Annotated in this window: 21 protein-coding genes and 1 pseudogene; 10 read left to right on the top strand and 12 right to left on the bottom strand. The window is 73.0% G+C overall.

Going from position 1 to position 25,393, the window contains the following annotated elements:
* Positions 1-62: 62 nt before the first annotated feature.
* Positions 63-3,389: a BTAD domain-containing putative transcriptional regulator gene (locus tag MTQ01_RS09210; protein ID WP_247488453.1), complete on the bottom strand. Its 3,327-nt coding sequence runs from the start codon at positions 3,387-3,389 to the stop codon at positions 63-65.
* A gap of 56 nt (positions 3,390-3,445) precedes the next feature.
* On the opposite strand from MTQ01_RS09210, the gene MTQ01_RS09205 reads away from it, so the two are divergent.
* Positions 3,446-4,213: a site-2 protease family protein gene (locus MTQ01_RS09205; protein ID WP_247488451.1), complete on the top strand. Its 768-nt coding sequence runs from the start codon at positions 3,446-3,448 to the stop codon at positions 4,211-4,213.
* A gap of 114 nt (positions 4,214-4,327) precedes the next feature.
* Here the strand turns inward: MTQ01_RS09205 and MTQ01_RS09200 are convergent, their stop codons facing one another.
* The 3 genes from MTQ01_RS09200 to MTQ01_RS09190 all read right to left on the bottom strand — a co-directional run bounded on the left by MTQ01_RS09200 (position 4,328) and on the right by MTQ01_RS09190 (position 5,798).
* Positions 4,328-4,555 carry a hypothetical protein gene (locus MTQ01_RS09200; protein WP_247488449.1) on the bottom strand — a complete coding sequence of 76 codons (228 nt, stop codon included), beginning with the start codon at positions 4,553-4,555 and terminating at the stop codon, positions 4,328-4,330.
* A gap of 147 nt (positions 4,556-4,702) precedes the next feature.
* A complete protein-coding gene (gene npdG, locus MTQ01_RS09195; RefSeq protein ID WP_247488447.1) occupies positions 4,703-5,413 on the bottom strand; it encodes an NADPH-dependent F420 reductase in 711 nt (236 codons plus the stop codon).
* A 106-nt stretch (positions 5,414-5,519) separates the two neighbouring features.
* Positions 5,520-5,798, bottom strand: coding sequence for a hypothetical protein (locus tag MTQ01_RS09190; RefSeq protein ID WP_247488445.1), 279 nt, complete (start codon positions 5,796-5,798; stop codon positions 5,520-5,522).
* A 52-nt stretch (positions 5,799-5,850) separates the two neighbouring features.
* Here MTQ01_RS09190 and map point away from each other — a divergent pair, with 52 nt between their 5' ends.
* Together map and MTQ01_RS09180 are read left to right on the top strand one after the other, a co-directional pair.
* Entirely contained in the window at positions 5,851-6,708 is an 858-nt protein-coding gene (map, locus tag MTQ01_RS09185) for a type I methionyl aminopeptidase (protein ID WP_247488443.1), read from the top strand.
* Between the two features lie 390 nt (positions 6,709-7,098).
* Entirely contained in the window at positions 7,099-7,764 is a 666-nt protein-coding gene (locus MTQ01_RS09180; RefSeq protein WP_247488441.1) for a heme oxygenase (biliverdin-producing), read from the top strand.
* 55 nt (positions 7,765-7,819) lie between these two features.
* Here MTQ01_RS09180 and MTQ01_RS09175 read toward each other — a convergent pair whose 3' ends face one another.
* On the bottom strand, positions 7,820-8,488 hold the full coding sequence (locus tag MTQ01_RS09175; protein ID WP_247488439.1) for a YdcF family protein: 669 nt from the start codon (positions 8,486-8,488) through the stop codon (positions 7,820-7,822).
* Positions 8,485-8,661, bottom strand: a pseudogene (locus tag MTQ01_RS09170) (UTRA domain-containing protein); the annotation flags it as partial. The pseudogene MTQ01_RS09170 and the gene MTQ01_RS09175, both read right to left, overlap by 4 nt.
* 113 nt (positions 8,662-8,774) lie before the next feature.
* Here MTQ01_RS09170 and MTQ01_RS09165 point away from each other — a divergent pair.
* A complete protein-coding gene (locus tag MTQ01_RS09165; protein WP_247488437.1) occupies positions 8,775-9,869 on the top strand; it encodes a protein-L-isoaspartate O-methyltransferase in 1,095 nt (364 codons plus the stop codon).
* Positions 9,870-10,474: 605 nt separating this feature from the next.
* Entirely contained in the window at positions 10,475-11,662 is a 1,188-nt protein-coding gene (locus tag MTQ01_RS09160; protein WP_247488435.1) for a hypothetical protein, read from the top strand.
* Positions 11,663-11,829: 167 nt separating this feature from the next.
* Here MTQ01_RS09160 and MTQ01_RS09155 read toward each other — a convergent pair whose 3' ends face one another.
* Both MTQ01_RS09155 and MTQ01_RS09150 read right to left on the bottom strand, forming a co-directional pair.
* Positions 11,830-13,437, bottom strand: a complete 1,608-nt coding sequence (locus MTQ01_RS09155; RefSeq protein WP_247488433.1) for an HtaA domain-containing protein — start codon at positions 13,435-13,437, stop codon at positions 11,830-11,832.
* Positions 13,434-14,870 carry an HtaA domain-containing protein gene (locus MTQ01_RS09150; RefSeq protein ID WP_247488431.1) on the bottom strand — a complete coding sequence of 479 codons (1,437 nt, stop codon included), beginning with the start codon at positions 14,868-14,870 and terminating at the stop codon, positions 13,434-13,436. The genes MTQ01_RS09155 and MTQ01_RS09150 overlap by 4 nt, the downstream gene beginning before the upstream one ends.
* A gap of 102 nt (positions 14,871-14,972) precedes the next feature.
* Between MTQ01_RS09150 and MTQ01_RS09145 the strand changes: the two genes are divergently transcribed.
* The 4 genes from MTQ01_RS09145 to MTQ01_RS24930 all read left to right on the top strand — a co-directional run bounded on the left by MTQ01_RS09145 (position 14,973) and on the right by MTQ01_RS24930 (position 19,421).
* Positions 14,973-15,995, top strand: a complete 1,023-nt coding sequence (locus MTQ01_RS09145; protein WP_247488429.1) for an ABC transporter substrate-binding protein — start codon at positions 14,973-14,975, stop codon at positions 15,993-15,995.
* 233 nt (positions 15,996-16,228) lie between these two features.
* On the top strand, positions 16,229-17,260 hold the full coding sequence (locus MTQ01_RS09140; RefSeq protein ID WP_247489165.1) for an iron ABC transporter permease: 1,032 nt from the start codon (positions 16,229-16,231) through the stop codon (positions 17,258-17,260).
* Positions 17,251-18,102 carry a heme ABC transporter ATP-binding protein gene (locus MTQ01_RS09135; RefSeq protein WP_374207665.1) on the top strand — a complete coding sequence of 284 codons (852 nt, stop codon included), beginning with the start codon at positions 17,251-17,253 and terminating at the stop codon, positions 18,100-18,102. Before MTQ01_RS09140 ends, MTQ01_RS09135 begins: the two co-directional genes overlap by 10 nt.
* Positions 18,103-18,431: 329 nt before the next feature.
* Positions 18,432-19,421: a hypothetical protein gene (locus tag MTQ01_RS24930; protein ID WP_282613413.1), complete on the top strand. Its 990-nt coding sequence runs from the start codon at positions 18,432-18,434 to the stop codon at positions 19,419-19,421.
* A gap of 112 nt (positions 19,422-19,533) precedes the next feature.
* Here the strand turns inward: MTQ01_RS24930 and MTQ01_RS09125 are convergent, their stop codons facing one another.
* Positions 19,534-20,265 carry a bifunctional DNA primase/polymerase gene (locus MTQ01_RS09125; RefSeq protein ID WP_247488427.1) on the bottom strand — a complete coding sequence of 244 codons (732 nt, stop codon included), beginning with the start codon at positions 20,263-20,265 and terminating at the stop codon, positions 19,534-19,536.
* 520 nt (positions 20,266-20,785) lie between these two features.
* Here MTQ01_RS09125 and ddaH point away from each other — a divergent pair.
* Positions 20,786-21,595, top strand: a complete 810-nt coding sequence (gene ddaH / locus MTQ01_RS09120; RefSeq protein ID WP_374207664.1) for a dimethylargininase — start codon at positions 20,786-20,788, stop codon at positions 21,593-21,595.
* Positions 21,596-21,774: 179 nt separating this feature from the next.
* On the opposite strand, the gene MTQ01_RS09115 is transcribed toward ddaH, so the two are convergent.
* Genes MTQ01_RS09115 through MTQ01_RS09105 form a run of 3 tightly spaced genes read right to left on the bottom strand, consistent with a single transcriptional unit; the run spans position 21,775 to position 25,278 of the window.
* Positions 21,775-22,842 (bottom strand): small ribosomal subunit Rsm22 family protein, encoded by a 1,068-nt coding sequence (locus tag MTQ01_RS09115; protein WP_247488425.1) that lies wholly within the window; start codon positions 22,840-22,842, stop codon positions 21,775-21,777.
* 4 nt (positions 22,843-22,846) lie between these two features.
* A complete protein-coding gene (locus tag MTQ01_RS09110; protein ID WP_374207663.1) occupies positions 22,847-23,968 on the bottom strand; it encodes a serine hydrolase domain-containing protein in 1,122 nt (373 codons plus the stop codon).
* On the bottom strand, positions 23,941-25,278 hold the full coding sequence (locus MTQ01_RS09105; RefSeq protein WP_247488423.1) for a multidrug effflux MFS transporter: 1,338 nt from the start codon (positions 25,276-25,278) through the stop codon (positions 23,941-23,943). Before MTQ01_RS09105 ends, MTQ01_RS09110 begins: the two co-directional genes overlap by 28 nt.
* Between the last annotated feature and the right edge of the window lie 115 nt (positions 25,279-25,393).

Raw genomic sequence — 25,393 nt, 5'->3', positions numbered from 1 at the left:
TGTGCGCCGCCCGTGGCCCCCGCGACAACCCCCGGGCGGTCCCCGGCGGTTGTCGCGACCGCTCAGATCAGGCCGATCGCCTCGCTCAGGCTCAGCTCGGCGCCGCCGCGGTACGCCTCCTCGTACGCCGTCGCGGGCAGCGCCGACCTGGCCGCGCGCTCGGCGCGGGCGCGGCACTCCTGGTGCAGCAGGCTGAGCCGGGGCGTCTGCGCGCCGTGCCGCGCGTCGAACGCGCCGAGCAGCGAAGCGGCGTCCGACGGCCGGTCCAGCGCGGCAGCGGCCTCCGAACCGTGCAGCAGCGTGACCCCGGCCAGCTCGGAGGCGAGCAGCCGACCGACCGGATGCCGGACCCGTTCGGCGGCCAGCAGCAGCCGGGTGCGGGCCTGTTCGGGCCGCCCGTCCAGCAGCTCCAGCCAGCCGTAGAGCGCGTCCACCATGCCGTGCACCAGCCGCTGCTGCTCCCGGCGACCGACGAACTCGGCGAGCAGCGCGTCCAGATGGCCGCGGCACTCCCCGGTCCGCCCGGTCCTCCCGAGCAGGGTGGCCAGATAGATCCTGGTCAGTGTCAGGGTGTCGCTGCCCAGCCGGTCGCCCTCCGCCAGCGTCCGGCGCAGCAGCCGCTCGCCCTCCTCCGCCCGGCCGTCCTCCACCAGCAGATTGCCCAGCCGGGCCCGGAACAGCTGCTCCTGCGCCAGATCGCCCAGCTCGCCCGCGATCCGTACGCCCTCGCGCAAGTCCTCTATGGCGCCGGTCAGTTCACCGTCGGCCTCCCGGATCTCCGAACGTCCGGAGAGAGCTTCGGCGATCCCCCAGCCGTCCCCGAGCCGGCCGAACAGCTCCAGGCTCTCGTCCGCGTCGGCGACCGCGCGGGCACGCAGTTCGGGCGTGGCGCCGCCGCGGAGCCGTGAGCGAAGCCGCAGCGCGGAGGCCAGCTCCCAGTCGTCGTCCAGCTTCCGGCAGCCGGCGACCGTCCGGTCCAGATCGTCGCGCAGCGACTCCACCTCGCCGGCCAGCAGTCTGGCGTAGTACCAGAGGGGGCCGACGCTGTGGCACACCTGAGGCTGGTCGGGCCGGTAGCTGTCGATGACCGCCCGCACCAGCCGCACCTGGCGCTCGTCGTCGAGTTCGGACTGGTCGGCCACGGCCAGCCCCAGCATGCGCACCTGCCGCCGCGCCTCGGGCAGCAGCTCCCCGTCCAACGGCGGCGGCACATCGGTGCAGCGCGTCGACACGTCGGGGGCCGGCCGGCCGGTGGCGAAGGGGTCCGGCCCCAGAGCGGCGGTGGCTGCGCACCACTGCCGGGCGTCGCCGCGGTGGTTGCGCAGCTGCCAGAACCACCCCATGCTCAGCGTCAGGCTCAGCGCCTCCTGCTCGTCCCCGGCGTCCACCGCCCGGTGCAGCGCGGCGCGGATGTTGTCGTGTTCGCGCTCCAGCCGGTCCAGCTCCCGCAGCTGCTCGGGGCCGCGCAGCAACCGACGGGCGGTACGGGCCAGTTCGCGGTAGCAGACCAGGTGGCGGCGCTCGACCGCGGTCCGCTCGGCCGACTCGTCGAGGCGCTCGGCGGCGTACTCGGCGACGGTCTCCAGCAGCCGGTAGCGCATCGCGCCGTCCGGCGTCACCACCGGCACCAGCAGCGACTTGTCGACCAGCGAGCCGAGGACGACGGCGACGTCCCGGGTGTCGACCCCGCCACCGCCGCAGACGTGCTCGGCCTGCTCCAGCGCGACACCGCCGGAGAAGACCGCGAGCCGCCGCAGCACCTCGCGCTCCGCGGTGTCCAGCAGCTCCCAGGACCAGTCGACGACCGCCCGCAGCGTCTGCTGCCGGGGCAGAGCGGTCCTGCTGCCGCCGTTGAGCAGCCGGAACCGGTCGTCCAGCCGGTCGGCGAGCTGCCTGGGGGTGAGCGACCGCAGCCGGGCCGCGGCCAGCTCGATCGCCAGCGGCAGCCCGTCCAGCCTGCGGCAGATCTCGGCGACCGCCTCCGGGTCCTGCGCCGCGCGGAACCCCGTACGGCCCGCCGCGCCGCGTTCCTCCAGCAGCCGCTCGGCGGTCTGCTGCGGCAGCGGGTCCACCACCAGCACCGACTCCCCCGCCACTCCCAACGGCTCCCTGCTGGTGGCCAGCACCGTGACCGCGGGGCACTGCACCAGCAGCGTCTCGGCGAGTTGCGCGGCGGCGTCGACGACGTGCTCGCAGTTGTCCAGGAGCAGCAGCATCCGCCGCCCGACGCAGAGTTCGGCCAGTTCCGCGAGCGGGTCGGGAGGGGCGCTGTCGGTGACGGTGCGCAGTCCGTGCGCGGCTGTCGCCCTGCTGGCCGTGTCCCGTCCGCCCAGCGCGGTGAGCACCGTCTCGGGGACGGTCGCCGCCTCGCGCACCGGCGCCAGTTCGGCCAGCCACACTCCGTCCGGCCACTGCGCGGCCAGCGCCTCGGCCGCCTCCAGCGACAGCCGGGTCTTGCCCGCGCCGCCGGGGCCGAGCAGCGTCACCAGCCGGAAGGCGCCCAACTCGGTGCGGATCGCGGCGAGTTCCTCCTCGCGGCCGACGAAGGAGGTCAGCCGGGTCGGCAGGTTTCCGGGCGGCCGGACGGGCTCGGCCGGCTCCGCCGGGGACGGCCCGCCGGCCGCCTCCGGGTCGGCCGCGGGCAGCGTCTGGGGCACGGCCTGGGTGAGCAACTGCGCGTGCAGGGCGCGCAGTTCGGGCCCGGGGTCGGCGCCGAGCAGCTCGGCCAGCTCGGTGCGCACCGCCTCGTACGTCGCCAGTGCCTCGGCCGGGCGGCCGGCGTCCCGCAGGGCGCGCAGCCGCAGCGCCTGCAGCGGCTCGTCCAGCGGGTGTTCGGCGCAGAGCACCGCGAGATCGGCGAGGGTGGCGCCGGCCTCGCCGAGCGCGACGCGCGCCTCCGCGCGGGTGCGCGCGGCCTCCAGTCGGCCGGCCTCCGCCCGTACCGCCGCCGCTCCCCCGGCGTCCGGGAGGTCCGCGTAGGGCGAGCCCTGCCACAGGCCCAGCGCCTCGTCCAGCAGCTCCACCGCGCCCGCCGCGTCACCGGCCAGAAGCGCCCGGGAACCGGCGTCCGCCAGCTGCTCGAAGCGGCCGGCGTCGACCTGCGCGGGCTCGGCGACCAGCCGGTATCCGCCGCCGCCGGAGGCGATCGCGGAGTGGTCCAGCGCTCGGCGCAGCCGCCCGACCAGCGCCTGCAACGCGCCCTGCGCGTCGGCCGGCGGATCGCTGTCCGCCCAGACCGCGGCGATCAGCGCGTCCGTACGTACGTCCTGACCGGGGGTCAGCGCCAGTGCGGTCAGCAGGGCACGCAGCCGCGCGCCGCCGATCGGCACCGCGCTGCCGTCATCACGGTGCACGCGGGTCGTTCCGAGGATCTGATAGCGGTAGCCCACGGGCCCATTCTCCCCTCGATCAACGGCGCAGGTCAGTGCAGGTACGTTGGTGGCCCATGGAAGCCACCCGGGCGCACCACCGGACAACCGCCCCGTTCGCCGTCCCGGTGGCGCTCGCCGGCACCTCGGGGGCGGCCGTGTGGTGGGATCTGCCGCCGCTGACGGGGCTGTGGGTCTTCGCCTTCGTCCTGGTCGCCTGGCTCCTCTCGCTCTCCCTGCACGAGTACGCGCACACCGTGGCGGCGCTGCACGACGGCTCCGGCTCCCGGGAGTCGCTCCCGGCGACGCACGGTGCGCATCCCCTGCTGAGCGTGCTGCTTCCGGTGCTCTTCCTGGTCATGGGCGGCATAGGGCTGCCCGGCGGAGCTGCCCCGGCCGAGCGCCGCGGGGTCGCCGGCCGGTCACGACGCGGCCTCGTCGCCCTGGCGGGGCCCGCGACCCACGCGCTGCTCGCGCTGGCCCTGGCCGTACCGTTCCGGCTGGGCGCGATGGACCAGGCGCCGCTCGCCTTCCGCTTCGCCCTGGCCTTCGTGGTGATGCTCCAGGTCACGGCCGCGCTGCTCGGCCTGCTCCCGGTCCCGGGGCTGGACGGCTACGGGGTGCTGGAGCCCTGGCTGCCCCGCGGTCTGCGCCACCGGTTGGAGCCGGCGGCGCCGTACGGGCTGCTGCTGGTCTTCGCCTGCCTGTGGATACCCGCGGTCGACGGCGCGTTCTGGGACTGCGTCTATCCCGCGCTGGAGTGGCTGGGCGTGCGACAGGACGACATCTACTACGGGCTGGAGTTCTTCCGCTTCTGGCAGGAGGAGCCCGTCGTGCGGCTGTGAACCGCCGTGCACGGGGCGGCGGTCGGGGCGCGGGACGCTCACGCGCGAGGCGTTTCAGGCGCGAGGCGTCAGGCGCGGCGTTTCAGCCGCGCGGCGTTTCAGCCGCGCGGCGTTTCAGGCGCGGGGGCCGCCGGCGCAGCCGGACTGCGGCTGCCGGGCGGCGGCCTCCGCGCGCTGCCGGTCGATCTGCGCCTTGCGCCAGTAGAACCACGTCATGTTGGACGAGACGCCGAACATCAGCACCCAGACGATGCCCAGCCAGCTGCCCTGGACGAACGAGACCACGGCCGCGGCCAGCGCGAGGACGCAGACCAGCAGGGAGTAGACGGCGATACGGGGCATGGGGCGACCTTCGGGGTGCGACGGGCGGCGGAACGCCACCATTGTCCCCCATGCCCCCTCGACGTCCTCGACGGGCTCGGGGCCGCGACGGGTTCGGTGAGCGACGGGCGCGACGGGCTCAGAACCGGACGGGCGCGGCCCGCGGGCTCAGATGTCGGTCAGCCGGACGCCCGCGTGCGCCTTGTAGCGGCGGTTGACGGAGATCAGGTTGGCCACCAGCGACTCGACCTGGTGCGCGTTGCGCAGCCGCCCGCCGAAGACGCCCCGCATCCCGGGGATGCGCGAGGCGAGCGCCTGCACGATCTCGCAGTCGGCCCGCACCTCGCCGAGCACCAGGACGTCGGTCTCGATCTTCTCGATGTCCGGGTCCAGGAGCAGCACCGCCGACAGATGGTGGAAGGCGGCCGTCACGCGGGAGTCAGGCAGAAGCGCGGCGGCCTGCTCGGCGGCGCTGCCCTCCTCGGGCTTGAGCGCGTAGGCGCCCTTCTTGTCGAAGCCGAGCGGGTTGACGCAGTCGACGACGAGCTTGCCGGACAGCTCTTCGCGCACCGCCTCCAGCGTCGCGGCGTGCCCGTCCCAGGGGACGGCCACGATCACGACATCGCTGCGTCGGGCGCACTCGGCGTTGTCGGCGCCCTCGACGCCGTTGCCGAGTTCCTCGGCCGCGGTACGGGCGCGGTCGGCGGCGCGGGAGCCGATGATCACCTTCTGGCCCGCCCGGGCGAGCCGGCGGGCCAGCCCCCGGCCCTGGTCGCCGGTGCCGCCGAGGACGCCGACGACGAGCGAGGAGACGTCCGGCAGGTCCCAGGGGTCCTTGGGAGCGGGCTTGGCGGATCCGGTGTTTTCGGAGGTTGTCATACCAAGATCCTGCCAGCCCGCGGCGGCTTTTCGGGCGCTGTTCGGACGGAACCTTCAGGTCCGGTGCGGGCCGCGCACCGCGCCGGGCCGTGGTCGGTGTTCGTCGTCAGCGCCCGCCGCCCTCCGGGGCGTCGCCGGGACCGCCGCCCCGGCCCTCGTCGGAATCCCCGCTCCGCGGCTCGGCATCCTGCCAGCGCGGGTCGTTGCTCCACTTCACGTTCCGCTCGTGCGCGATCTCCATCGCCTGCGCGGCCTCGTCGCGTGACTCGTACGGTCCGAGGCGGTCCTTGGCGGGGCACTCCGGGCCCTCCTCCACCTTCCGGTGTTTGAGGCAGTAGTACCACTCGCCCGGTTTGCCAGTCGTTTTGCGTTGGAAGAGTGCCATGGCTTCATGCTGCCCCGAAGGGGCGCTTCACACCACGGCTAGACTCTCGGCCATGTCTGGCCAGTCAACTCTCGTCCCCGGCAAGGTCTCCCCGCAGCGAGGCGTACCCGCGTCGATCACGCGCCCCGAGTACGTCGGCAAGGAGGCGCCGACCCCGTACACCGGTCCGGAGGTGCAGGACGCCGAGACCGTCGAACGGATGCGGACGGCCGGACGCCTCGCCGCGCAGGCGCTGGTCGAGACGTCGAAGCACATCGCGCCCGGTGTGACCACGGACAAACTCGACGAGGTCGCGCACGAGTTCCTCTGCGACAACGGCGCCTACCCCTCGACGCTCGGCTACCGGGGTTTCCCCAAGTCGCTGTGCACCTCGGTCAACGAGGTGATCTGCCACGGCATCCCGGACTCCACGGTGATGCGCGACGGCGACATCGTGAACCTGGACATCACCGCGTACCTCGGCGGCGTCCACGGCGACAACAACGCAACCTACCTCTGCGGCGAGGTCGACGAGGAGTCCCGGCTGCTGGTCGAGCGGACCGAGGAGTCGCTGCGCCGGGCGATCAAGGCGGTCCGCCCCGGCCGCCAGATCAACATCATCGGCCGGGTCATCGAGTCCTACGCCAAGCGGTTCGGCTACGGCGTCGTACGGGAGTTCACCGGGCACGGCATCAACAGCTCGTTCCACTCCGGGCTGATCGTCCCCCACTACGACGACCCCCGGGCGACCACCGTGATCCAGCCGGGCATGACCTTCACCATCGAGCCGATGCTGACACTCGGCACGCACGAGTGGGACATGTGGGAGGACGGCTGGACCGTCGTCACCAAGGACCGGCGGCGCACCGCCCAGTTCGAGCACACCCTGGTGGTCACGGACTCGGGGGCCGAGGTCCTGACCCTGCCCTGAGACCAGTCCCCACTGCGCTTCCTGCGACTTCGCGCCCCGACCGGCGAGCACCCGGCCGGGGCGCGACGCTGTGCGGGGCCGGTGTCGGGAGAGCCCGGTGTCGGGAGGGCCAGTGTCGGGAGGCCCGGTGTCGGGAGGGCCCGGTGTCGGGAGGGCCCGGTGTCGGGAGAGCCCGGTGTCGGGAGAGCCCGGTACTCGGTGTCCGGATCTCGCGCCCCGCACGACCCGGGGCGGGCCCGTTTGTGGGTGCCGGGACGGGGATACGCTCAAGTTACCGACAGAGCGTCGGAAAGGGATTGACTTAGGTAAGCCTAAGTAGCATTATCTGCGGTGGCGGTGGCGGAATACCGCCGCCCCTTCCCTTTCGTCCTGGTTCACCGGAGGCCCACCTTGGCCGCGTCCGACTCCACCCCGTTCTCCACGCTGATCCGTACGGCCTCGCAGAAGCAGCACACCGAGGCCGAGAACTCGTCCTTCATGAGCGATCTCCTGGGCGGCAGGCTCGGCGTCGACGCGTACACCCGCTACACCGAGCAACTCTGGTTCGTCTACCGCGCGTTGGAGGAGCCCGCGAGCCGGCTCCTGGACGATCCGGTGGCCGGGCCGTTCATCCGCTCCGACCTCTTCCGGGTCGCCGCGCTGGAGCGCGACCTGTGCCACCTCCACGGCGGCACCGACTGGGCGGCCGACCTGCGACCGCTGCCCGCCACCGAGGCGTACGCCGCCCGCATCACCGAGGTCGCACGGGAGTGGCCCGGCGGGTACCTCGCCCACCACTACACCCGCTACCTCGGCGACCTCTCCGGCGGCCAGATCATCCGCGGCACCGCCGAGAAGACCTGGGGCTTCGAGCGCAAGGGCGACGGCGTGCGCTTCTACGTCTTCGAGTCGGTCGGCAACCCCGCCGCGTTCAAGCGCGAGTACCGCGAACTGCTCGACGCCGTACCGGCGGACGATCTGGAGAAGCAGCGGATCATCGACGAGGTGAACCGCACCTTCGACCACAACACCGCCGTCTTCCGCGACCTCGGCCGCCACTTCCGCCTCAGCGCCTGACGGCTCACCGTCTCCGTGGCCCCACCGACCGGCGGGGCCACGGAGACGGCCGCGCTCACCCCCGCGCCGCCGAAGCGCCCACCAGGCGACTGGTGAAGCCCGCCGCACACAGGCGCCGGAAGGCCGCGTCCACCTCGGCCGGGACCTCCTGGGCGATCATGAAGCCCTGCCCGGGGTAGACCACGAGCCGCTGCAGGGCGCCGACCAGCATGTCCACAACCTTCTTCGCGTCACCGATCGCTGCGACGTACTCGTCGAAGCCCAACTCGGCGGAGGCGCAGAGGACTTCGACGTCGGGCCACAGTCTGCGCGCAGTGGCGTACGCCCTGCGCTCCTCGTACGGCTTGCTCACCAGCACGACCGACGCCACCTCCACACCTTCCCGCGCCAGCAGCGCACGGGAGAGGGTGATGTTCTCACCGGTGTTGGTCGCCCTCGGCTCCACCAGCACGTGCGAGGCCGGGACCCCGAGAGCGAGGGCACGCTCGCGGTAGTGCACCGCCTCGCCGCGGGGCATCGAGGCGCGTGTGGTCGCGCTGTTGGCGCCGGTGAAGAGCAACCGCGGCACCGCACCGGCGAGATACAGGCGCGCCGCCACGTCGGCAACGCCGAGATCGTGACTGCCCAGCCCCACCGCCACCGAGGCCGACTCCACCCGGTGTCCCATCCGATGGTACTCCCAGACCAGCAGCGCGTCCGCGCGCTCGGCCTCCGTCAACCTCATGTCGCCCCGCCCTCCCCGGCGCCGGAGTCCGGCAGCCTGAACTCGTACTGCCAGACGAACCGCGAGGCGGCGTGCACTCCGACCGCGTACTCGACGACCGTACCGTCCGCTGTGCGCGTGGTACGGCGCAGCTCCACCACCGGCTCCCCTGGCGGCAGCCGCAACAACCTCACCGTCGGGCGTGCCCGAACGGGCCGAGTGGGAGTTACCACTCGTGTCGGGCGGCCGCAGAAGTAGGGGGGCGTTGGTGGATTACCGTGGGATCTGTGCGGGGGAGCTCGCGGCCATGGGTGCGTTCAGGTCCCCTTGGCTGCGACCGGCTTTCGAGGCGGTCGACCGGGAGCTGTTCGCTCCCAGGAGGTTCTGGACCCAGGAGCGGGGCGCAGACGGTCTGCATCCCGTGGTCGACCGCGAGGCCGACGTCGAGTCGTGGCGCCGGCACGTGTGGGGCGCTCACCGCTCGCTGATCACGCAGATGGACGACGGACGCACCCCAAGGTGCGGGCCTTCCCGCGGTGACTTCACTTCGTCCCTCTCGGCACCGGACATCGTGTTCGAGAAGCTCAACCTGCTGGAGGTCGAGCAGGGAAACCGCGTACTGCACCTCGGCACCGCCTCGGGCTACGACACCGCGCTGCTGTGCGAGGGGGCCGGCGCCGGGAAGATCACCAGTGTGGAGGTCGACCCCGCGCTCGCCGCGTGGGGTCGCGCCAACCTCCGCAACGCCGGGTACGGCGCCGAGTCGGTGTGTGGCGACGGGCTCCTGGGCCACCCGGGCTCGGCGCCGTTCGACCGCATTCTCACCAGCGCTTCGGTGCGGGAGATCCCACGCTCCTGGCTGGCGCAGGCCGCCGAGGGCTGCGTCATCGTCGCACCGTTCAACACCCGTTATGCGGCAGGCGGGTTGCTGAGGCTGAGAGTTGCCTCCGGTGTCGGCCGCGGGCGTTTCGAGGGGACCGCCTGGTACATGTGGGCCCGGGGTCATCGTCCGGTGAACACAGTTGCTCCCCTCGGCGAGCCGCGCAGATCGGCCTCCGTCATCTCCCCCGCCGAGGTCGTGGACCGGGGCCACGCACAGGACTTCGCTCTCGGTCTGCACGTGCCCGACATCGCCTTCGACCAGCGCGGGGAGGGTGAGCAGCGCCAGGCGCAGTTCTGGGACGACGCGGGTACGTCGGTTGCGCTGGTCGACCACGGCAGATGGTGGCGTCCCGGTGCGGTGCGGGCGTGGGGTCCGAGGGACCTGTGGCCGGAGGTGGTGCACGCCTACACGCGGTGGCGGACGGCGGGCAGGCCACACTTCACCCGGTACGGCGTCACCGTCGACACGGATGGCCACCACTTCTGGCTCGACGAGCCGGAGCAGCTCCTCGGGGTGTGACCGCTTGCCCGCCAACTGGCCCTGGGCGCAATGGACTTCAGCCGGCCGGAGCGGTGCGGAGGCACACCGGCGGCGCCTGCCGGCTCTGTCTCCGGCCCCAGTGACCAGGATCACTGATCGGTTCGCAGCGCTTTGACGCCGTATCGACCTGCGCGCCGACCGGAAGCGCTCCGCGCCCTGTCCGTACGCGTCTAACGTGACGGTTGGTCACACGCTGTGGCTGCGGGGGCAGTTGTGACGGGCTCGGGAGAGCACGTGCCCGCCGAGCACCGTGCGGCCGATCGGGGCGTGGGCAGATCGGTGCAGGGAGCGAGTGGATGAGTCAGATGTACGGCCAGCCGACGGTGTCGGGAGTCGGAGGGGGCGGGCCGACGGGTACGGGGGCGGCAGGCGACGGTGCGCTGGCGCGCGCGACGGTGGTTCTTGCGGCCGGTGAGCGGTTGGTGGCTTCGGCGGAGGTCTGGCCCGGGACGGGGCTGAAGTGCCCGAGGCGGTGGCGCCGTCCGAAGGTGTTGCGCGGGCAGCGGATGCCGGGCGACCGCTGGGAGGGCGTCAAGGACGGTATGTGGACAGTTCTTCACGCGCCCGGCTGGCCCCTTCGGCGCATGAGCGACTTCTTCGACCACCTGTTCGGCAGGATCTTCGGGTTCGGTTCTTCCTCGGGCAAGTCGGGGCCGGAGCCGCTCGGGGGCGTACGAGGCAGCCTCGCGCACATGTTGGCTGTCGCGCTGTACCCGCGAGCGACCACGACGGACGTGGTTCCGGTGCTCCAACTGACCGACCAACGGCTGCTGTTGACCTATGTGCAGCGGAGCCGGCGAGGCAGTCCGCACGGCGCGGCGGAGCCCGGCCCGTCGGTACCGACAGCGCAGATCGCCTGGGTGCGGTTGCACGACACCAGTGAGACCAGCGGCGTCTACGACCTGGGGTTCACGGACTCTTCCTGGGTGCGCATGCGGTTCGAGGAGCCGGTACCGGCGCTGGTGTCGGCGCTTCCTTCAGCCGACCCGGTGCCTGTACCCGCTCCTGCGGTCGCTTCCCCTCTCGCGCACGCGCCCGAGCCCATCGGCGAGGCTGCGCCCCGGCCGGGGACCACCGCCCCCTCCGCCACAGGTGCGCAGTGCCTCTCGCCGTTCGAGCCGGCGGAGCGGTGGAGCGGGTACACAGGCAGGGAGCGGGAGGTCGTGGAGCGGGCAGCGCTGGTGCTGCCGGCCGACGAGCGGCTGGTGGCGTCGCATCACCTCAGCCCCGGGCACCGCCTTCGTCGGCCCCGCAGAAGGCGCAGGCCGCTCGCGTTCGACGGGTTGCGAATGCCCGGGGACCGTTGGCGGGGGTTCTGGCGGGCGTTGGGCCGGTGCCTGTTGGTCGGCCTCACTCTGTGGGACCTGCTCGGACACCCCTTCTCGCTTCTCCTGGATTACCTCTCGGAACGCCATCCGCGCGGCAGGGGCCGTGCGCTTGGCGGCGGTTGGGACAGTCAGGCGGGCCGGTTCGCGGCAGCGCTCTTCCCGCGCGCACCGACCACCGGGGTCACCCACCTCGTACAGCTCAGCGATCGGCACCTGCGGGTGGTGTACGTACAGTGCGCCCGCGCGCATCCGTCGATGCTGGGAGCGGTGGACTCGGGCTTCACTGTGGACCGGTCCGAGGTGGCGTGGTTGCGCCCCCGCCCGGACATCGGCCGCCAGTCCTGCGAGTTCGGCTTCCGTGACGGGTCGTGGGCGCGGGTCTCGCTCGCCGCGCCGAGCCGACGCGACTTCGTGGACGCCTTTCCGGTGGGACCGCCGCGCTGAGCCGCGGCGGTTCTGCCCAACTCCCGGCGCGAAGCCGTCGTGGGACGCCTGACGATCGGGCACGCGCGTCCCCGGGGTGCGCCGGGCGCCGCGAGGCCGGGCGTAGCGACACGGCCGTGCCCGCCGGTGGAGGGTCCGGCGGGCACGGTGTGAGGAGGGCTGGACCGTCAGCTCTCCGTGGAGCGGCGGCGGGTGGCGTACACCGCTGCCGCACCGATCGTGGCCAGGACGGCGGCGCCGCCCAGGAGGGGAACGGTGGGACCGCTCGCACCGGTGCTCGCGAGGGCCCCGGACCCGCCCACGGTACCGGCCGTGCCCGAGGAGCCACCCACCGAGGCGGGGTCAACTCCGCCTGCCGAGCCGCCGCTTGAGCCGCCGGAGGAGCCGTCGCCGTCCGGCAGGTCGGCATCGTCGGAGAGCGAGACGGCCGCGGTCACCGGGTCGAGGGCCTCGCCCTCCTCGTAGAAGCCGCCGAACGCCTCGGCGCCCTGCTTGGTGAGGGTCGCCGGCACGTCCTGGAGGGTGATGACGTCGTCCTCGGGCGTGAGCGAGTCCGCGGCGACGGTCAGCTTGGCCAGGGCCAGGCCCTTGTGCTCGGTGACCTTGCCGGACTCGCGGTCCTTGGAGGAGACGTCGGCTATCAGCGAGCTGCCGCCGGCCTTCGCGTCGATCCTGAACGCGGAGAACTTCAGCTCCAGCGCGTAGCCGTCGCCCTCGGCGTGCGCCAGGAAGTCGACCCCGCCGTCGAAGGCGGCGTCCAGTGCCGGGGTGTCGGCGTTGTACTCGCCGTTGCCGCCCGGGAAGCGGTAGCCGTCGCCGTTCTCCTTCGCGCCGCCCTTCAGCTCGACCTTGCCCTTGCCGATCGGGCCGACCACGTACTTGCGGAAGGACTCCTTGACGCCCCAGTCGAGGTTTCCGTCCACGACGGTGCCGGCGTCGGACGGGGCGTCGGAGCCGCCGCCGGTGGACCCGCCGGAGCCGGTGGAGCCGCCGCCGGACGTGCTGCCGCCGGTGGTGCCCGCGCTGTCGCCGGAACCACCCGTACCGCCGGAGCCACCCGTACCGCCGTCGCCGCCGGAACCACCCGTGCCACCCGTACCGCCGTCGCCGCCGGAACCGCCCGTGCCGCCCGTACCGCCCGTACCGCCGCCGGTGGCTGCGGACTTGACGGTGAGGCTGGCGGGGTCGAGCTCGGCGCCCTCCTCGTACATGCCGTTGAACGCCTCCGCGCCTTCGGCGGTGAGGGTCACCGGGATGTCGTCGAACGTCATCTCGCCGCCGTCGCCCCTGCCCGGGGCGACGTCCGTGAGGTCGAGGTCGGCGAGGTCGACGTCCTCGGTGGTCTCGCCGTTGAGGGTGACGTCCGCGATGATCTTCCCGGACTCGCGGTCCTCGGTGACCAGTTCGACACCGGCGAGCTTGATGTCGAAACCGTGGATCTTGGAGACGAAGTTGACGCCGCCCTCGAAGGAGGTGTCGACCGCGTGGGTGCCGGTGTCGTAGGTCCCGGTACCGCCGGAGAAGGTGAACACGCCGTTGTTCTCGGCCTGTTCGGCGCCCTCGTCGACGGTGATCTCGCCCATGGCGATCCCGGTGACGTACTTGCGGAACGACTCCTTGACGCCCCATTCCAGGGTGCCGTCGGTCAGTTCGATCGACGCGGCGGCCTTCGGCGCTCGCTCGGCGGCCAGCGCGGGGTAGGCGAACGCGGCGGTGGCCATGAGCGCCGTGGAAGTGGCGGCGGCCAGCGCCACACTGCGTGAGATCGCGGTCATCTTGGGGCCTGCTCCTCGGAGTTGACGGATGTGGCGGCCGTACGACGGCGTCGCACGAACCAGGTTGCGCCGGCCGCGACCACGAGGAGCGCGGCGGCCAGGGTGAGCGGCAGTACGGGCGTGCCGGAGTCGCCGGAATCGGTGGCGGCGGACGCCGTGGAGTCCGTGGCGTCCTTCCCGTCCGACTGCGCGCTCTTCGCGGGGGGTTCGGTGGTGGGCTCGCTGCCGAGGTCGGGCAGGGCCGGCAGTTTCGCGTCCTCGTCCAGGGCCACGGCGAGGGTCAGCGGGTCCATCTCGGTGCCCGCCCTGTAGAGGGAGCCGAAGAGCTTCGCCCCGTCCTCGGTGAGTTCGGTGTCGGCCTCCTCCACCAGCAGCAGGCCCTTCTCGGGCTTCAGCGGTGCGTCGAAGGTGGCGATGGCGGTGCCGTCGGCGCGCAGCGTCCCCTTGTTCTTCTTCACCGAGACGGAGAGCTTCTCCAGCGTCAGATCGAGGTCCTTGCCGGTGAAGTGCACGCTGCCGCCGAAGTCCGCGCTCAACTCGCCCTTCTCGGCGTCGAAACGGCCCTTCTCGCCCGGGAAGCGGTAGAGCGCGCCGCCGTCCCGGGCGCCTCCCGAGAGCTTCCAGCGGCCCTCGGCGATGGGTCCGCCGACGTACTCGCGGAAGGTGCGGCGCACGCCCCAGTCCAGAGCGGCGTCGGCGACGGTGCCGGCCTTCTCGGAGGTCCCGTCCTTCCCGGGCTTCTCGGACTCCTCGGCCTTGCCCGGCCCGCCGGGCCCGTCCCCGGCCGAGGCCTCCTTGGCCGGCTTGACGTCGACGGAGAGGCTGATCGGGTCGAGCGGGGTGCCGGCCTCGTAGTAGCCGGCGAAGGACTTGGCGCCCTCGGCGGTGAGGGTGGCGGGTACGCCGTTCAGCGCGACGGCGCTCCCGCCGCCCCGCATGTCGACGCCGCCGAGGTTCAGCGAGGCCATCGGCACCTGGCGGCGGTCGCTGATCTGCCCGCTGCCCCTGGCCTTGCTGCGGATGTCCGCGTACAGGGTGCCGGTTCGGCCGCTGATGCGGACGGTCGGACTGCTGACGGTCAGGTCCAGTTCGTTCTCGCCGTCGGCCTTGGTGTGGCCGGTGAACCGTACGCCGCCGCCGAACGCGGAGCTCAGCGAACCGGCGTCCGGATCGTAGGCGCCGGAGGCGGAGTGGAAGCGGAAGAGCTTCTCGCCGACGGTCCCGGCGCCCCCGGACAGGCTCCAACTCCCCTTGGCGATGGGGCCGGTGACGTAGTTCTGGAAGGAGCTCTTGATGCCCCAGTCCAGTCGGCCGCCCTGCACCGTGCGGTCGGCGGCGTCGGCCGTCGGTGCGGGCGGCACGAACAGCAGCGCGCCGAGCAGCGCGGCGAGCAGGGCGGTGGTGTGGAGACGCGAGGTTCTGCCCGTGGGCATGCGAAGTCCTTCCGAACGGACCCGGGAGCGAGAAGCAAAGTAAGGCTAACCTAAGCTATCGGCGAGCGCGTCGGAACCCCCGAGTATGGAAGGCAGTGCACCGTGCATCCACCTAAACGCCAACTTGGTGCCGTATCGGCCCTGTTGGCCCTCGTACTGGTGGTCTCCGGCTGCGGGGGTTCCTCCTCCGCCGGAGACGGGAGCGGCGGCGGGGACGGGAAGAAGTCCGGCGCCACCGCCATAGCCGACCGGGTGGAACCGCTCCCCGGCCCCGCGCCCGAACCCGAACTGCCGGTGACGGTCGAGTCCGCCGACGGCCGCGAGGTGACGGTCCGGAGCGCGGAGCGGATCATCCCGCTCACCGGCTCGCTCTCCGAGCTGGTGCACTCGCTCGGACTGGGCGAACGCGTCGTGGCCCGCGATGTGACCGCGACCTTCGAGGAGGCCGAGAAGCTGCCCGTGGTCACCCGCGCGCACGACGTCTCGGCCGAAAGCGTGCTCTCCCTCAAGCCCACGCTGGTGCTCGCCGAGAGCACGACGGGCCCGTCCGAGGCGATCGGCCAGATCCGCGACGCCGGGGTTCCCCTGCTGGTGATTCCGCCCGCCCTCGCGCTGTCCGACGTGGCCGAGCGGATCGACGCGGTGGCCGGCGCGCTCGGCGTCCCCGAGGCAGGCCGGAAGCTGAAGGAGCGCACCGAGAAGCGGATATCCGCCGCGCGCAAGGCCATTCCTGACGCGAAGAAGCCGAAGGTGGCGTTCCTCTATCTGCGCGGCGCCGCTTCGGTCTATCTGCTCGGCGGGGCGAAGTCCGGTGCCAGTTCGCTGATCGAGGCCGCGGGCGGGGTGGACGCGGGCAAGGAGTCCGGGCTGAAGAAGGACTTCACGGCGATCACCAGCGAAGCGCTCGCCAAGGCCGCACCGGACGTGATCCTGGTGATGTCCAAGGGCCTGGACTCGGTGGACGGGGTGGAGGGGCTGCTGAAGATCCCGGGCATCGCCGAGACCCCGGCCGGCCTCGACCGGCGCATCGCCTCGGTCGACGACGGAGTGCTCCTGAACTACGGACCGCGCACCGACAAGGTGATCCGCTCCCTGGTCGAGCAGTTCCACGGAGGCGGACAGTGACCTCCACCGCCCACGACGCGTCACCCGGCACGGGCGGCACGGACCCCGCAGACGGTACGGGCGGTGCAGGCGGTACGGGCGGTGCTGGCGGCGCAGGCGGTACGGGCTCCACTGACGGCACCGCCCGTCCCGCGGGCGCCGGCGGGCGTACGGTCGCGCTCGTCAAGTCGCCGCCGCCCGACGGGAGTTCGCCGCCGTCACCGACGTCCACGGCGGCGGGCGCCTCCCGTCGACTGCCGCGCGCCCGTGTTTCGCTGCTGACGCTGGGACTCGCGGCCGGTGTCGTGGTGGCCGCGCTGCTGGCGGCCGGGATCGGCGCCTACGACATCCCGATCGGTGACGTGGTCGGCTCGCTGCTGCACCGGGTGGGGCTCGGCGGGGCGCCGCTGGACCGGGTCGGCGAGAGCGTGCTGTGGAACGTACGGCTGCCGCGTGTGGTGCTGGCGATGCTGGTCGGCGCCTCCCTGGGCTGCGCGGGTGCGTTGATGCAGGGCGTGTTCGGCAACCCGCTGGCCGAGCCGGGCGTCATCGGCGTCTCGGCCGGCGCCGCCGTCGGCGCGGTGGCCTCGATCGCCCTGGGGCTGACGTTCCTGGGCAACTGGACGCTGATCGTCTGCGCCTTCGTCTCGGGGCTGATCACGGTGCTGGTGGTCTATCTGCTCTCCCGGGCCGGCGGACGGACCGAGGTCGTCACGCTGATCCTCACCGGTGTCGCGGTCAACGCCTTCGCCATGGCGCTGATCGGCCTGGCCATCTTCTTCGCCGACAACGCGCAGATCACCCAGATCACCTTCTGGCAGCTGGGTTCGCTCTCGCAGGCCACCTGGCCCAAGGTGCTCGCGGTGCTGCCGTGTGCGCTGGCCGGTCTGCTGCTGGCGCCGCTGTACGCGCGGAAGTTGGACCTGCTCTCGCTCGGCGAGCGGCAGGCGCGCCACCTGGGCGTGGACGTGGAGCGGCTGCGGATCGTGCTGGTCCTGGTGGTGGCGCTGCTGACGGCCGCGGCGGTCGCGGTCTCGGGCATCGTCGCCTTCGTCGGGCTGCTGGTGCCCCATCTCCTGCGCATGGCGGCCGGGCCCGGTCACCGCTTCCTGGTGCCGGGCAGCGCCCTGGCCGGCGCACTGGTGCTGCTGGTCGCCGATCTGGCCGCCCGCACTCTCGCGCAGCCGGCCGAACTGCCGCTGGGGGTGCTGACCGCGTTGGTCGGCAGCCCGTTCTTCTTCTGGCTGCTGCGCAGAACCCGTCGCAAACAAGGAGGTTGGGCGTGATCAGGGACCTGCTCGCACCACTGCGCTCGCTGCGCCGGCCGCCGCTGCCGCCGGCGGCGGCACCGCCCGGAGCCACCGTCGCCGCGGTGCGGGGGCTGCGGGTGCGGCTGGGCGGACGCACGGTGCTGGACGGCGCCGACCTGGCCGTCACCAGCGGGCGAGTGCTGGCGCTGGTCGGCCCCAACGGCGCCGGCAAGTCGACCCTGCTCGCCGCGCTCGCGGCCGATCTCGTCCCGGAGGCGGGCGGTGTGGAGATCGACGGCAGGCCCGCCGCGCACTGGAGTGCCGTCGAACTCGCCCTGCGGCGGGCGGTGTTGCCCCAGTCGGCGGCGCTCGCATTCCCGTTCACCGTCGGCGAGGTGGTCGCCATGGGCCGGGCCCCGTGGGCCGGTACGCCGTGGGAGGACGAGGACGAGGAGGCCGTCGCCGAGGCGATGGCGCTCACCGAGGTGACCGAGTTCGCCGCGCGTCCCTTCTCCGCGCTGTCGGGCGGTGAACGGGCCCGGGTGGCCCTGGCCAGGGCGCTCGCCCAGCGCACCTCGCTGCTGCTGCTCGACGAGCCCACCGCGGCACTGGACCTGCGGCACCAGGAGCTGGTGCTGCGGCTGTGCCGGCAGCGGGCCGCGGACGGAGCGGCGGTCGTGGTCGTGCTGCACGACCTCGGGCTCGCCGCGGCGTACGCGGACCGGGCTGCGGTCGTCGCCGACGGCCGGATCGCCGCCGACGGCGTGCCGCGGGAGGTCTTCACCCCCGAGCTGCTCTCGCCGGTGTACGGGCAGCCGGTCGAGGTCGTCGCCCATCCGCGCACCGGTGCACGGCTGGTGCTCCCGGTACGCGACTGACCGGCGCCCCGCCGCACCGCGCGCCCGCACCCGCACCCGCCCGCACCCGGGTCGGCCCGTACGGACCGGCTCGCGTGCGGGCGCAACGGCGGCCGTACCGGCGCGCGTGCGGACCGTCGTGCGGGCCGTCGTACGGGCCGGTGCGGGCACCGGCGCCGGCCTCACCGGCGCCCTCGCGCCAACGCCCGCCGCACGGGCCGCAGATGCCTCCCGTCGTACGGCGGCACAGGCGGTGCCAGGTAGGATTCGGTGCCGCGGACAGGGAGTCGCGCCGGTTTGGGGAAGCACCCGGAGACCGCGGTTTTCCGGGACTTGGGGAGGGCACGGGCATGAAGACGCGAGTGCTGGCGGCAGCCGTGAGCACCGTGGTGCTGACCGGGACGCTGTCGGGCTGTATGACGGTGCACGGCCAGAACGCGGTGGTGCCCGCGACCACCGAGGCCGAGGCGCAGAAGGTCCTCGACGGTTACGTCTCCACCGCCAACAAGGCGCTCGCCCAGCACGACCTCAAGCTCAACGCCACGGTCGAGCGCGGCGCCCTCGGCGAGGGGAGCCAGGCCTACATCCGTACGCTCCGGGCGCTCGACCCGGAGCGGAAGCAGACCCCGCAGCCGGTGAAGGTCAAGGACTCCAAGTTCCACATCCCGCAGCAGGCGGGCTGGCCCAAGTTCTTCGTCGTGGACACCGCCAGCAATGTGGAGCAGAACGCCGATTCCGGTGAGAACAGGCTCCTGCTGGCGTTCACCCGGCAGAGCGTGGACGAGCGCTGGAAGGCCTCCTACCAGGCGGTGGTGGCGGCCGGCGACGTCCCGGAGTTCGCGGAGGACGAGGACGGCCACGCCGACGACGTCCCGATGAACGAGGACGGCGGGCTGATCACCGCGCCCGGCGAGCTGAGCAAGGCGTACACCTCGTATCTGGGCAGCGGAAAGGGCGACTTCGCGGACGGGCCGCAGACCACCGGCAAGCGGGAGAAGCGGGCGAAGGTCAAGCCGCGCAAGGGAGCGCGGACCGAGTTCGCGGACCTGGCGGCGAACAACAAGATCTACGCACCGTTCGCGCTGCGCACCAAGAGCGGGGACGCGCTGGCGTTCTTCACCATGCACCAGCACACCAAGCAGACCGTGGCACCGAACATCGGCATCAGGCCGCCGGTGCGCCCCGGTGCGAAGGCCCTGCTGGAGGGCGAGGCCAAGGTCTCGCTGACGGAGGTCTTCGTCCTGCAACAGCTGGTCCGGGTGCCGACGGTGGAGAACAAGTCGAACGGCATCGTCTTCCTGGCCCAGACCGCCCAACGCACCGCCGCCAAGGGCGAGTAGCCCGGACGGGCAGCCCGCCCGGCCGGCCCGAGGGCAGCAGGCCCGGGGGAAAGCGGGCGCGGGCCGCGCGCGGGCGGCGTTCGGCCCGCGGGGCGCCCGGTGGGCGGACGGCTCAGCGCACCGGCCAGGAGGCGCGCTCGTACTCGGGGAACTCGTCGGGCTGGGCGGCGACATAGACCGCGCAGGCGTCGGTCAGCGCCTCCAGCAGCGTCAGCGGATCGGGCAGCTCGCGCTCCGGAGCGCGCACCCAGCTGAGTCCGGCGCCGCCGTCGGCCTCCAGCCGCGAGGGCGGCAGAAGCACGTAGCTGCCGCGGCAGTGCCAACGCATCCCGGGATGCTCGTCCATCGTCTCGGGGTGGCAGTCCAGCTCGCACGGCCACCACTCGTCCTCGTCGTCCGGGGTGCCGCGGGTGGTGGTGTAGAAGTGCATCCGGCCGTCGGAGGTGGCGGCCACCGGGCCGACCTCCACGCCTTCGCGCTCCAGTCGTTCCAGCGCCGACTCGCCGGCGCTGAGGGGGACGTCCAGCACGTCGTGGGTGAGGCCGGTGGCGGTGATGAAGTTCGCGAGCGGGCGGCTGCGCGCCCAGCGCAGGATCTGCTCCGGGTCCGAGGACGCCTGGGTCTGCCAGGCGAACGAGACGGGGTGGCGGCCGGGAGTGGGGCAGCCGATGCGCTCGCAGGAGCAGCCGTAGCCCTCCGGACAGGCAGCGGGAGCGAGCGGGAAACCAGCCGCCGCGGAGGCGAGCAGCAGATCCTCCCGGGCGCGTGCGGCCTCGGCCGCCGTGTCGTCCGCGCTCCTGGAACGGCGGCGCAGCCACTGGGAAAACCTGCCTTCGCGTTCCATCTACCGCCTCACTCCAGACCGGGCCGTGGACCTGCCTGAAGGGTACGGAACACGGGTGCCGTATCCGGCCGGAATCCACGGAACGCTGTCCATCACTGACCCCATCCTGCGCCCTCTCGGGCCGAAACGGGAAACCGGGGTGGTCACAGTGCGTTCCGGCACCCTCGGAAAAGCATCCCGTTATGGAAGTTTCCACGGATACTCCCGAAACATCCGCTCTCACCGGGCGCGGCGACCTCGTGCGGGCGTTCCCAACGCCACCGCGGGCGCGGGAAGTTGGCCCCGGGCGGTGAATCCCGTCACACTCGGAGCGGTCGTCCGAGGCCCCGGAGGTGCGCCGGAGGCCCGGCACACTCCGCGTTACCACACCAAAACCACCGGATCCCGCTGTGCACGGGCCCTCCGGCCCGCAGGACGGTTGGCGGCTGCAGCCGGAACCAGCCGCAAGAACTGCTGCGTTTTCCCGGCGATCGGTGGACCATGTCCGCAGCAGACACGGCGATCCCGTGAGGAGCTTTCGTTGTTCGCAGTACGTCGCTTCCTGATGTGCCCACCGGAGCACTTCCGCGTCACCTATTCCATCAACCCCTGGATGGATCCGAGCAAACCCGTCGACCTGCCGCTGGCCGTCGCCCAGTGGGAGGCCCTGCGCGACCGCTACCGGGCGCTCGGCCACACGGTCGAGGAGCTGGAACCGGACCCCGACCTGCCGGACATGGTGTACGCGGCCAACGGTGCCGTCGTCGTCGACGGGAAGGTCCTCGGCGCACGGTTCGCGCATCCGCAGCGCGAGGCCGAGGCGCTCGCCCACCGCGAGTGGTACGCCTCGCGGGGCTACACCGCCTTCCACGAGCCCGAGCACGTGAACGAGGGTGAGGGCGACTTCGCCGTCACCGCCTCCTGGCTGCTCGCCGGTCGCGGCTTCCGCAGCAGCCCGCTCTCCCATCCGGAGGCACAGGAGTTCCTGGGGCGGCCGGTGATCGGGCTCGACCTGGTCGACCCGCGCTTCTACCACCTGGACACCGCACTGTGCGTGCTGGACGACTCCGGCGACAGCGAGGTCATGTACTACCCGCCGGCCTTCTCGCCGGGCAGCCGGGCGGTGCTCGCCAAACTCTTCCCCGACGCGATCATCGCCGAGGAGCAGGACGCGCTGGTGCTGGGCCTGAACTCGGTCAGCGACGGCCACCACGTACTGCTTCCGCAGGCCGCGATCGGCCTCTTCGAGCCGTTGCGCGAGCGCGGCTACGAGCCCATCCCGATCGATCTCTCCGAGCTGCTCAAGGGCGGCGGCAGCGTGAAGTGCTGCACCGCCGAACTGCGCGGCTGACCCGGCCGCACACCGGACGCGTCGCGGCCGGTCGCACTCCCGGCGACCCCGGGAGGCGACCGGCCGCCGTCACGTCCGCGCACGCGCGTGCGGACACGTGCACCTTCCGGGCACGCGTGCAGGTCCGGGCACGTGCGCGTCCGGGGCACGCGTGCAGGTGCGGCGGCGGATCGGAACGTTCAGTCCGTCTGAGGCTGTGTCCCGGCCGGCGGCCAGGGGTCGCCCCACTCGGCGCCGCGGGCCGCACGGTAGCGGGGCTTGTCGCGCTTGGTGACGGTCCTGCGGCTCAGTCCTCCGCCCTCCTCGCACAGTTCGAGCAGCACCTGCCCCTTGCGCAGTTGGGGGTGGCGCACGATACGGGCGGGCGCGGGCTCGCCGTCCGGCGCCGACCCGCCGCCGCCCTCGGACTCACCGGCCGGCACGTCCCCGCCGGCCGACACGCTCCCGGGCGGTGCGAGGGCCTGGCTGCGCACCGCGGCGACGTAGGAGAACTTCTCGTCCTCGTGCCCCAGGGAGCCGCCCTTGATCTGCCGGTGCAGCGAGGAACGTGCGACCCGTACGGCGAAGTGGCACCAGTCCTCCCCGGGGACGATCGGGCAGGCCCCGCTGTGCGGGCAGGGCGCGAGGACCGTGCGGCCCGCCTCGACCAGCGCCCTGCGGGCGGCGAGCACTCGGGCGTACCCCTCGGGCGTCCCCGGCTCGACCACGACCACGACGGGCGCGGCCTCGGCGGCGGCCCGTACGGCCGCGGCGCGGTCCTCCCCGGTCAGCTCGCCGAGGACGTAGGAGAGCGTCACCAGGTCGCTCGGCGCGAGTTCGAGGTCCGGGCCGATACGGGCGCGCCGCCAGTCGGTGGCCGGCAGGGTGCGTCCGGCGAGCTCGCGGCCCAGGGCGAGCGCGGGCTCGGCCCAGTCGAGCACGGTGCTCCGCGCGCTCCCCCGCCAGGTGTCGGCGACGGCCCACACCGCGGCGCCGGTGCCACCGCCGAGGTCGGTGTGGGTGGTCGGCGACCAGTGCGGAACCCGGACCGCCAGCTCGGCGAGCGCGGCTCCGACGGCCGCGAAGGTGGCCGGCATCCGGTACGCGGCGTACGCGGTCGCGTCGGCACGGTCGCGCAGCACCGGGGCGCCGGTGGGGGTCCGGCCGCGGTAGTTGGTGATCAGCCGGTCGACCGCGGCGGTCGCCTGCCGCGGTGGCAGACCGGCCAGTTGGGCGGCGAGCGCCGCACGGAGTTCTTCGTCGTACACCGGTTCAGTCTAGGGAGGCGCGGACGGGCGCCGGACCGCGCACGGCGCGGGCGAGACGGGTGGCGGCGCGGGCACGCGGCCCGCTGTCCGGCGGGGTCGGACGCACCGGATGCACGGTGGTGGCGAGCAGCACCAGGAAGGTGTCGGTGGCTCGGTCCAGGACCAGGCTGGTGCCGGTGAAGCCGGTGTGCCCGGCGGCTCCCCGGCCGGCCAACTCCCCCATGAACCAGGGCTGGTCGACGGCGAAGCCCAGGCCCGGCGGGTCGAGCAGCAGCGCCACGCTCTCCTCCCGCAGCACCCGCACCGCACCCGCTCGGCCGCCGTCCAGCAGTGCGCGGCAGAACACGGCGAGGTCGGCGGCGGTGCTGAAGAGCCCGGCGTGACCGGCCACCCCGCCGAGCGCGTGGGCGTTCTCGTCGTGGACGACTCCGCGCAGCATTCCGCGGTCGGCCTTGGCCCAGGGACGACGCTGGTCCTCGGTGGCCGCGGCGCCGGGTGCGGGCCCGTAGCCGGTGGCGGTCATCCCCAGCGGACCGGTCAGCTCGGTGTGCAGCCAGACGTCCAGCGCGGTGCCGGTGACGCGCTCGACCACCTGTTGCAGCGCGATCAGGTTGAGGTCGGAGTAGCGGTGGCCGCGGTCGGGCAACAGCGCCTGGGACCACAGCAGTTCCAGCCCGTGGCCGTCGTGGAAGGGCAGTTCGGGCCGGAGGCCGGAGGTGTGGGTGAGCAGCTGCCGCACGGTGACGGCCGCCTTGCCGGCCGCGCCGAACTCGGGCACGTACCGGCTCACCGGGGCGTCCAGCTCGAGCAGCCCGCACTCCCGGGCCCGCAGCGCCGCGACGGCGGTGAAGAGCTTGGTCAGCGAGGCGAGGTCGAACCGGGTGCCGGTGCGCATCGGCTCGGGCCGGGCCAGCGGGGTGCGGGCGTCCGCCCAGCGCTGCGCCCAGCCGGTCGCGCGGTGCACCGCGAGGTACGGACCGCGACCGGCCGCCAGGACCGCGCCGCCGCACCAGTGCGCGGCCGGCAGCGCGTCCAACTCCCGGGTCATCGCGGCCAGTTCACCGGCGTCCAGACCGGCCTCCTCGGCGCTGCCCGCGCTCAGCTCCCGCTGCGCCACGGACGGCACATCCCCAGGTAGCAGAGCGCGGCCAGGCCGACGGTGCAGACCTGGACGACGGCCATCGGCACGGCGGTGTGCTCTCCCGCGACGCCGACCAGCGGCGAGGCGATGGCGCCGATCAGGAACTGCGAGGTGCCCAGCAGCGCCGAGGCCGAACCGGCGGCGTGGCCGGCGCGCATCAGGCCGAGCGAGTTGGCGTTGGGCAGCACCAGCGCCATGCCGGACATCAGCACGAACAGGCCGGCGCTGGTGGGCAGCAGGCCCACCTCGCCGAAGACTCCGGAGGTCATCAGCAGCAGGGCGACGGCGGCGCTGCCGATGACCCCGAGTCCGACCATCAGCACCCGGTCCAGCGAAACCCGGCCGACCAGCACCTTTCCGTTGAGCTGGCCGACGGCGACCATGCCGATCGAGTTCGCCATGAAGAGCAGGCTGAAGGTCTGCGCGGAGGCCCCGTGGATCTCCTGGATGACGAACGGCGAGGCGGCGACGTAGGCGAAGAGCGCCGCGAAGCCCAGCGAGCCGACCAGCAGATAGCCGCTGAAGGCCCGGTCCCGCAGCAGGGCGCGCATGGTGCGCAGTGCGGACGGCACTCCCCCGCTGTGCCGCCGCTCCGGCGGCAGCGTCTCGGGCAGCCGCCGCCAGGCGACGATCGCCAGCAGCACGCCGATGACGGCGAGGATGACGAAGATGCCGCGCCAGTTGGTGAACCGCAGCACCTGGCCGCCGAGGACCGGCGCGAGGATCGGGGCAATGCCGGAGATCAGCAGCAGGGTGGAGAAGAAGCGGGCCATCGCCAGACCGTCGAACAGGTCGCGCACGACGGCGCGGGCTATGACGATGCCGGCGGCGCCCGCGAGGCCCTGGAGGAGACGTACCGCGGTAAAGGTCTCGATGGTCGGCGCGAGGGCGCAGCCGACGCTGGCGACGACGTAGCAGATCATGCCGACCATCAGCGGTCGTCTGCGGCCGAACTGGTCGCTCATCGGCCCGACGATGATCTGGCCGACGGCCAGGCCCAGCAGGCAGGTGGTGAGCGTCAGCTGCACCTGCGCTGCCGGGCTGCTGAGCTCGCCGGAGACCTCCGGGAGCGCCGGGAGGTACATGTCCATGGACAGCGCGGGCAGCGCGGTGAGGCTGCCGAGTATCAGGGTGATCAGCAGACCCGCGCGCTGAGGTGCGGTCAGCCGTGCCAGGGGCGCGGCTTCGACGGGGGCACCGGACTCGGCGGGGGTGCGGGAGTCGGTGCGACCGGCTGCGTCGGAGGAGCCTTCGGGGGAGGTCGTGGCCAGGGGTGTGGGACCGGAGTCGGTCATGTACCTCTCTCCAGGGGGAACGTTAGCGGTATGGACCATTCTCCCAGCCAGGACGCCCGGCGGCCCAACGGGTATTCCCCGCCGGGCCGTTGACCAGCGACAACACAAGAGCCTG

The organism is Streptomyces sp. XM4193 (assembly GCF_023072595.1).
Taxonomy (GTDB): domain Bacteria; phylum Actinomycetota; class Actinomycetes; order Streptomycetales; family Streptomycetaceae; genus Streptomyces.
The sequence above is the reverse complement of the archived record's forward strand: the minus strand, read 5'-3'. Positions and strand labels throughout refer to the sequence as shown.

Excerpts from the sequence above, each read along its gene's own strand:
- MTQ01_RS09205 (WP_247488451.1), top strand. The coding sequence starts at position 3,446 with ATGGAAGCCACCCGGGCGCACCACCGGACAACCGCCCCGTTCGCCGTC.
- MTQ01_RS09200 (WP_247488449.1), bottom strand. The coding sequence starts at position 4,555 with ATGCCCCGTATCGCCGTCTACTCCCTGCTGGTCTGCGTCCTCGCGCTG.
- npdG (WP_247488447.1), bottom strand. The coding sequence starts at position 5,413 with ATGACAACCTCCGAAAACACCGGATCCGCCAAGCCCGCTCCCAAGGAC.
- MTQ01_RS09190 (WP_247488445.1), bottom strand. The coding sequence starts at position 5,798 with ATGGCACTCTTCCAACGCAAAACGACTGGCAAACCGGGCGAGTGGTAC.
- map (WP_247488443.1), top strand. The coding sequence starts at position 5,851 with ATGTCTGGCCAGTCAACTCTCGTCCCCGGCAAGGTCTCCCCGCAGCGA.
- MTQ01_RS09175 (WP_247488439.1), bottom strand. The coding sequence starts at position 8,488 with ATGAGGTTGACGGAGGCCGAGCGCGCGGACGCGCTGCTGGTCTGGGAG.
- MTQ01_RS09165 (WP_247488437.1), top strand. The coding sequence starts at position 8,775 with ATGGGTGCGTTCAGGTCCCCTTGGCTGCGACCGGCTTTCGAGGCGGTC.
- MTQ01_RS09160 (WP_247488435.1), top strand. The coding sequence starts at position 10,475 with ATGAGCGACTTCTTCGACCACCTGTTCGGCAGGATCTTCGGGTTCGGT.
- MTQ01_RS09155 (WP_247488433.1), bottom strand. The coding sequence starts at position 13,437 with ATGACCGCGATCTCACGCAGTGTGGCGCTGGCCGCCGCCACTTCCACG.
- MTQ01_RS09150 (WP_247488431.1), bottom strand. The coding sequence starts at position 14,870 with ATGCCCACGGGCAGAACCTCGCGTCTCCACACCACCGCCCTGCTCGCC.
- MTQ01_RS24930 (WP_282613413.1), top strand. The coding sequence starts at position 18,432 with ATGAAGACGCGAGTGCTGGCGGCAGCCGTGAGCACCGTGGTGCTGACC.
- MTQ01_RS09125 (WP_247488427.1), bottom strand. The coding sequence starts at position 20,265 with ATGGAACGCGAAGGCAGGTTTTCCCAGTGGCTGCGCCGCCGTTCCAGG.
- MTQ01_RS09105 (WP_247488423.1), bottom strand. The coding sequence starts at position 25,278 with ATGACCGACTCCGGTCCCACACCCCTGGCCACGACCTCCCCCGAAGGC.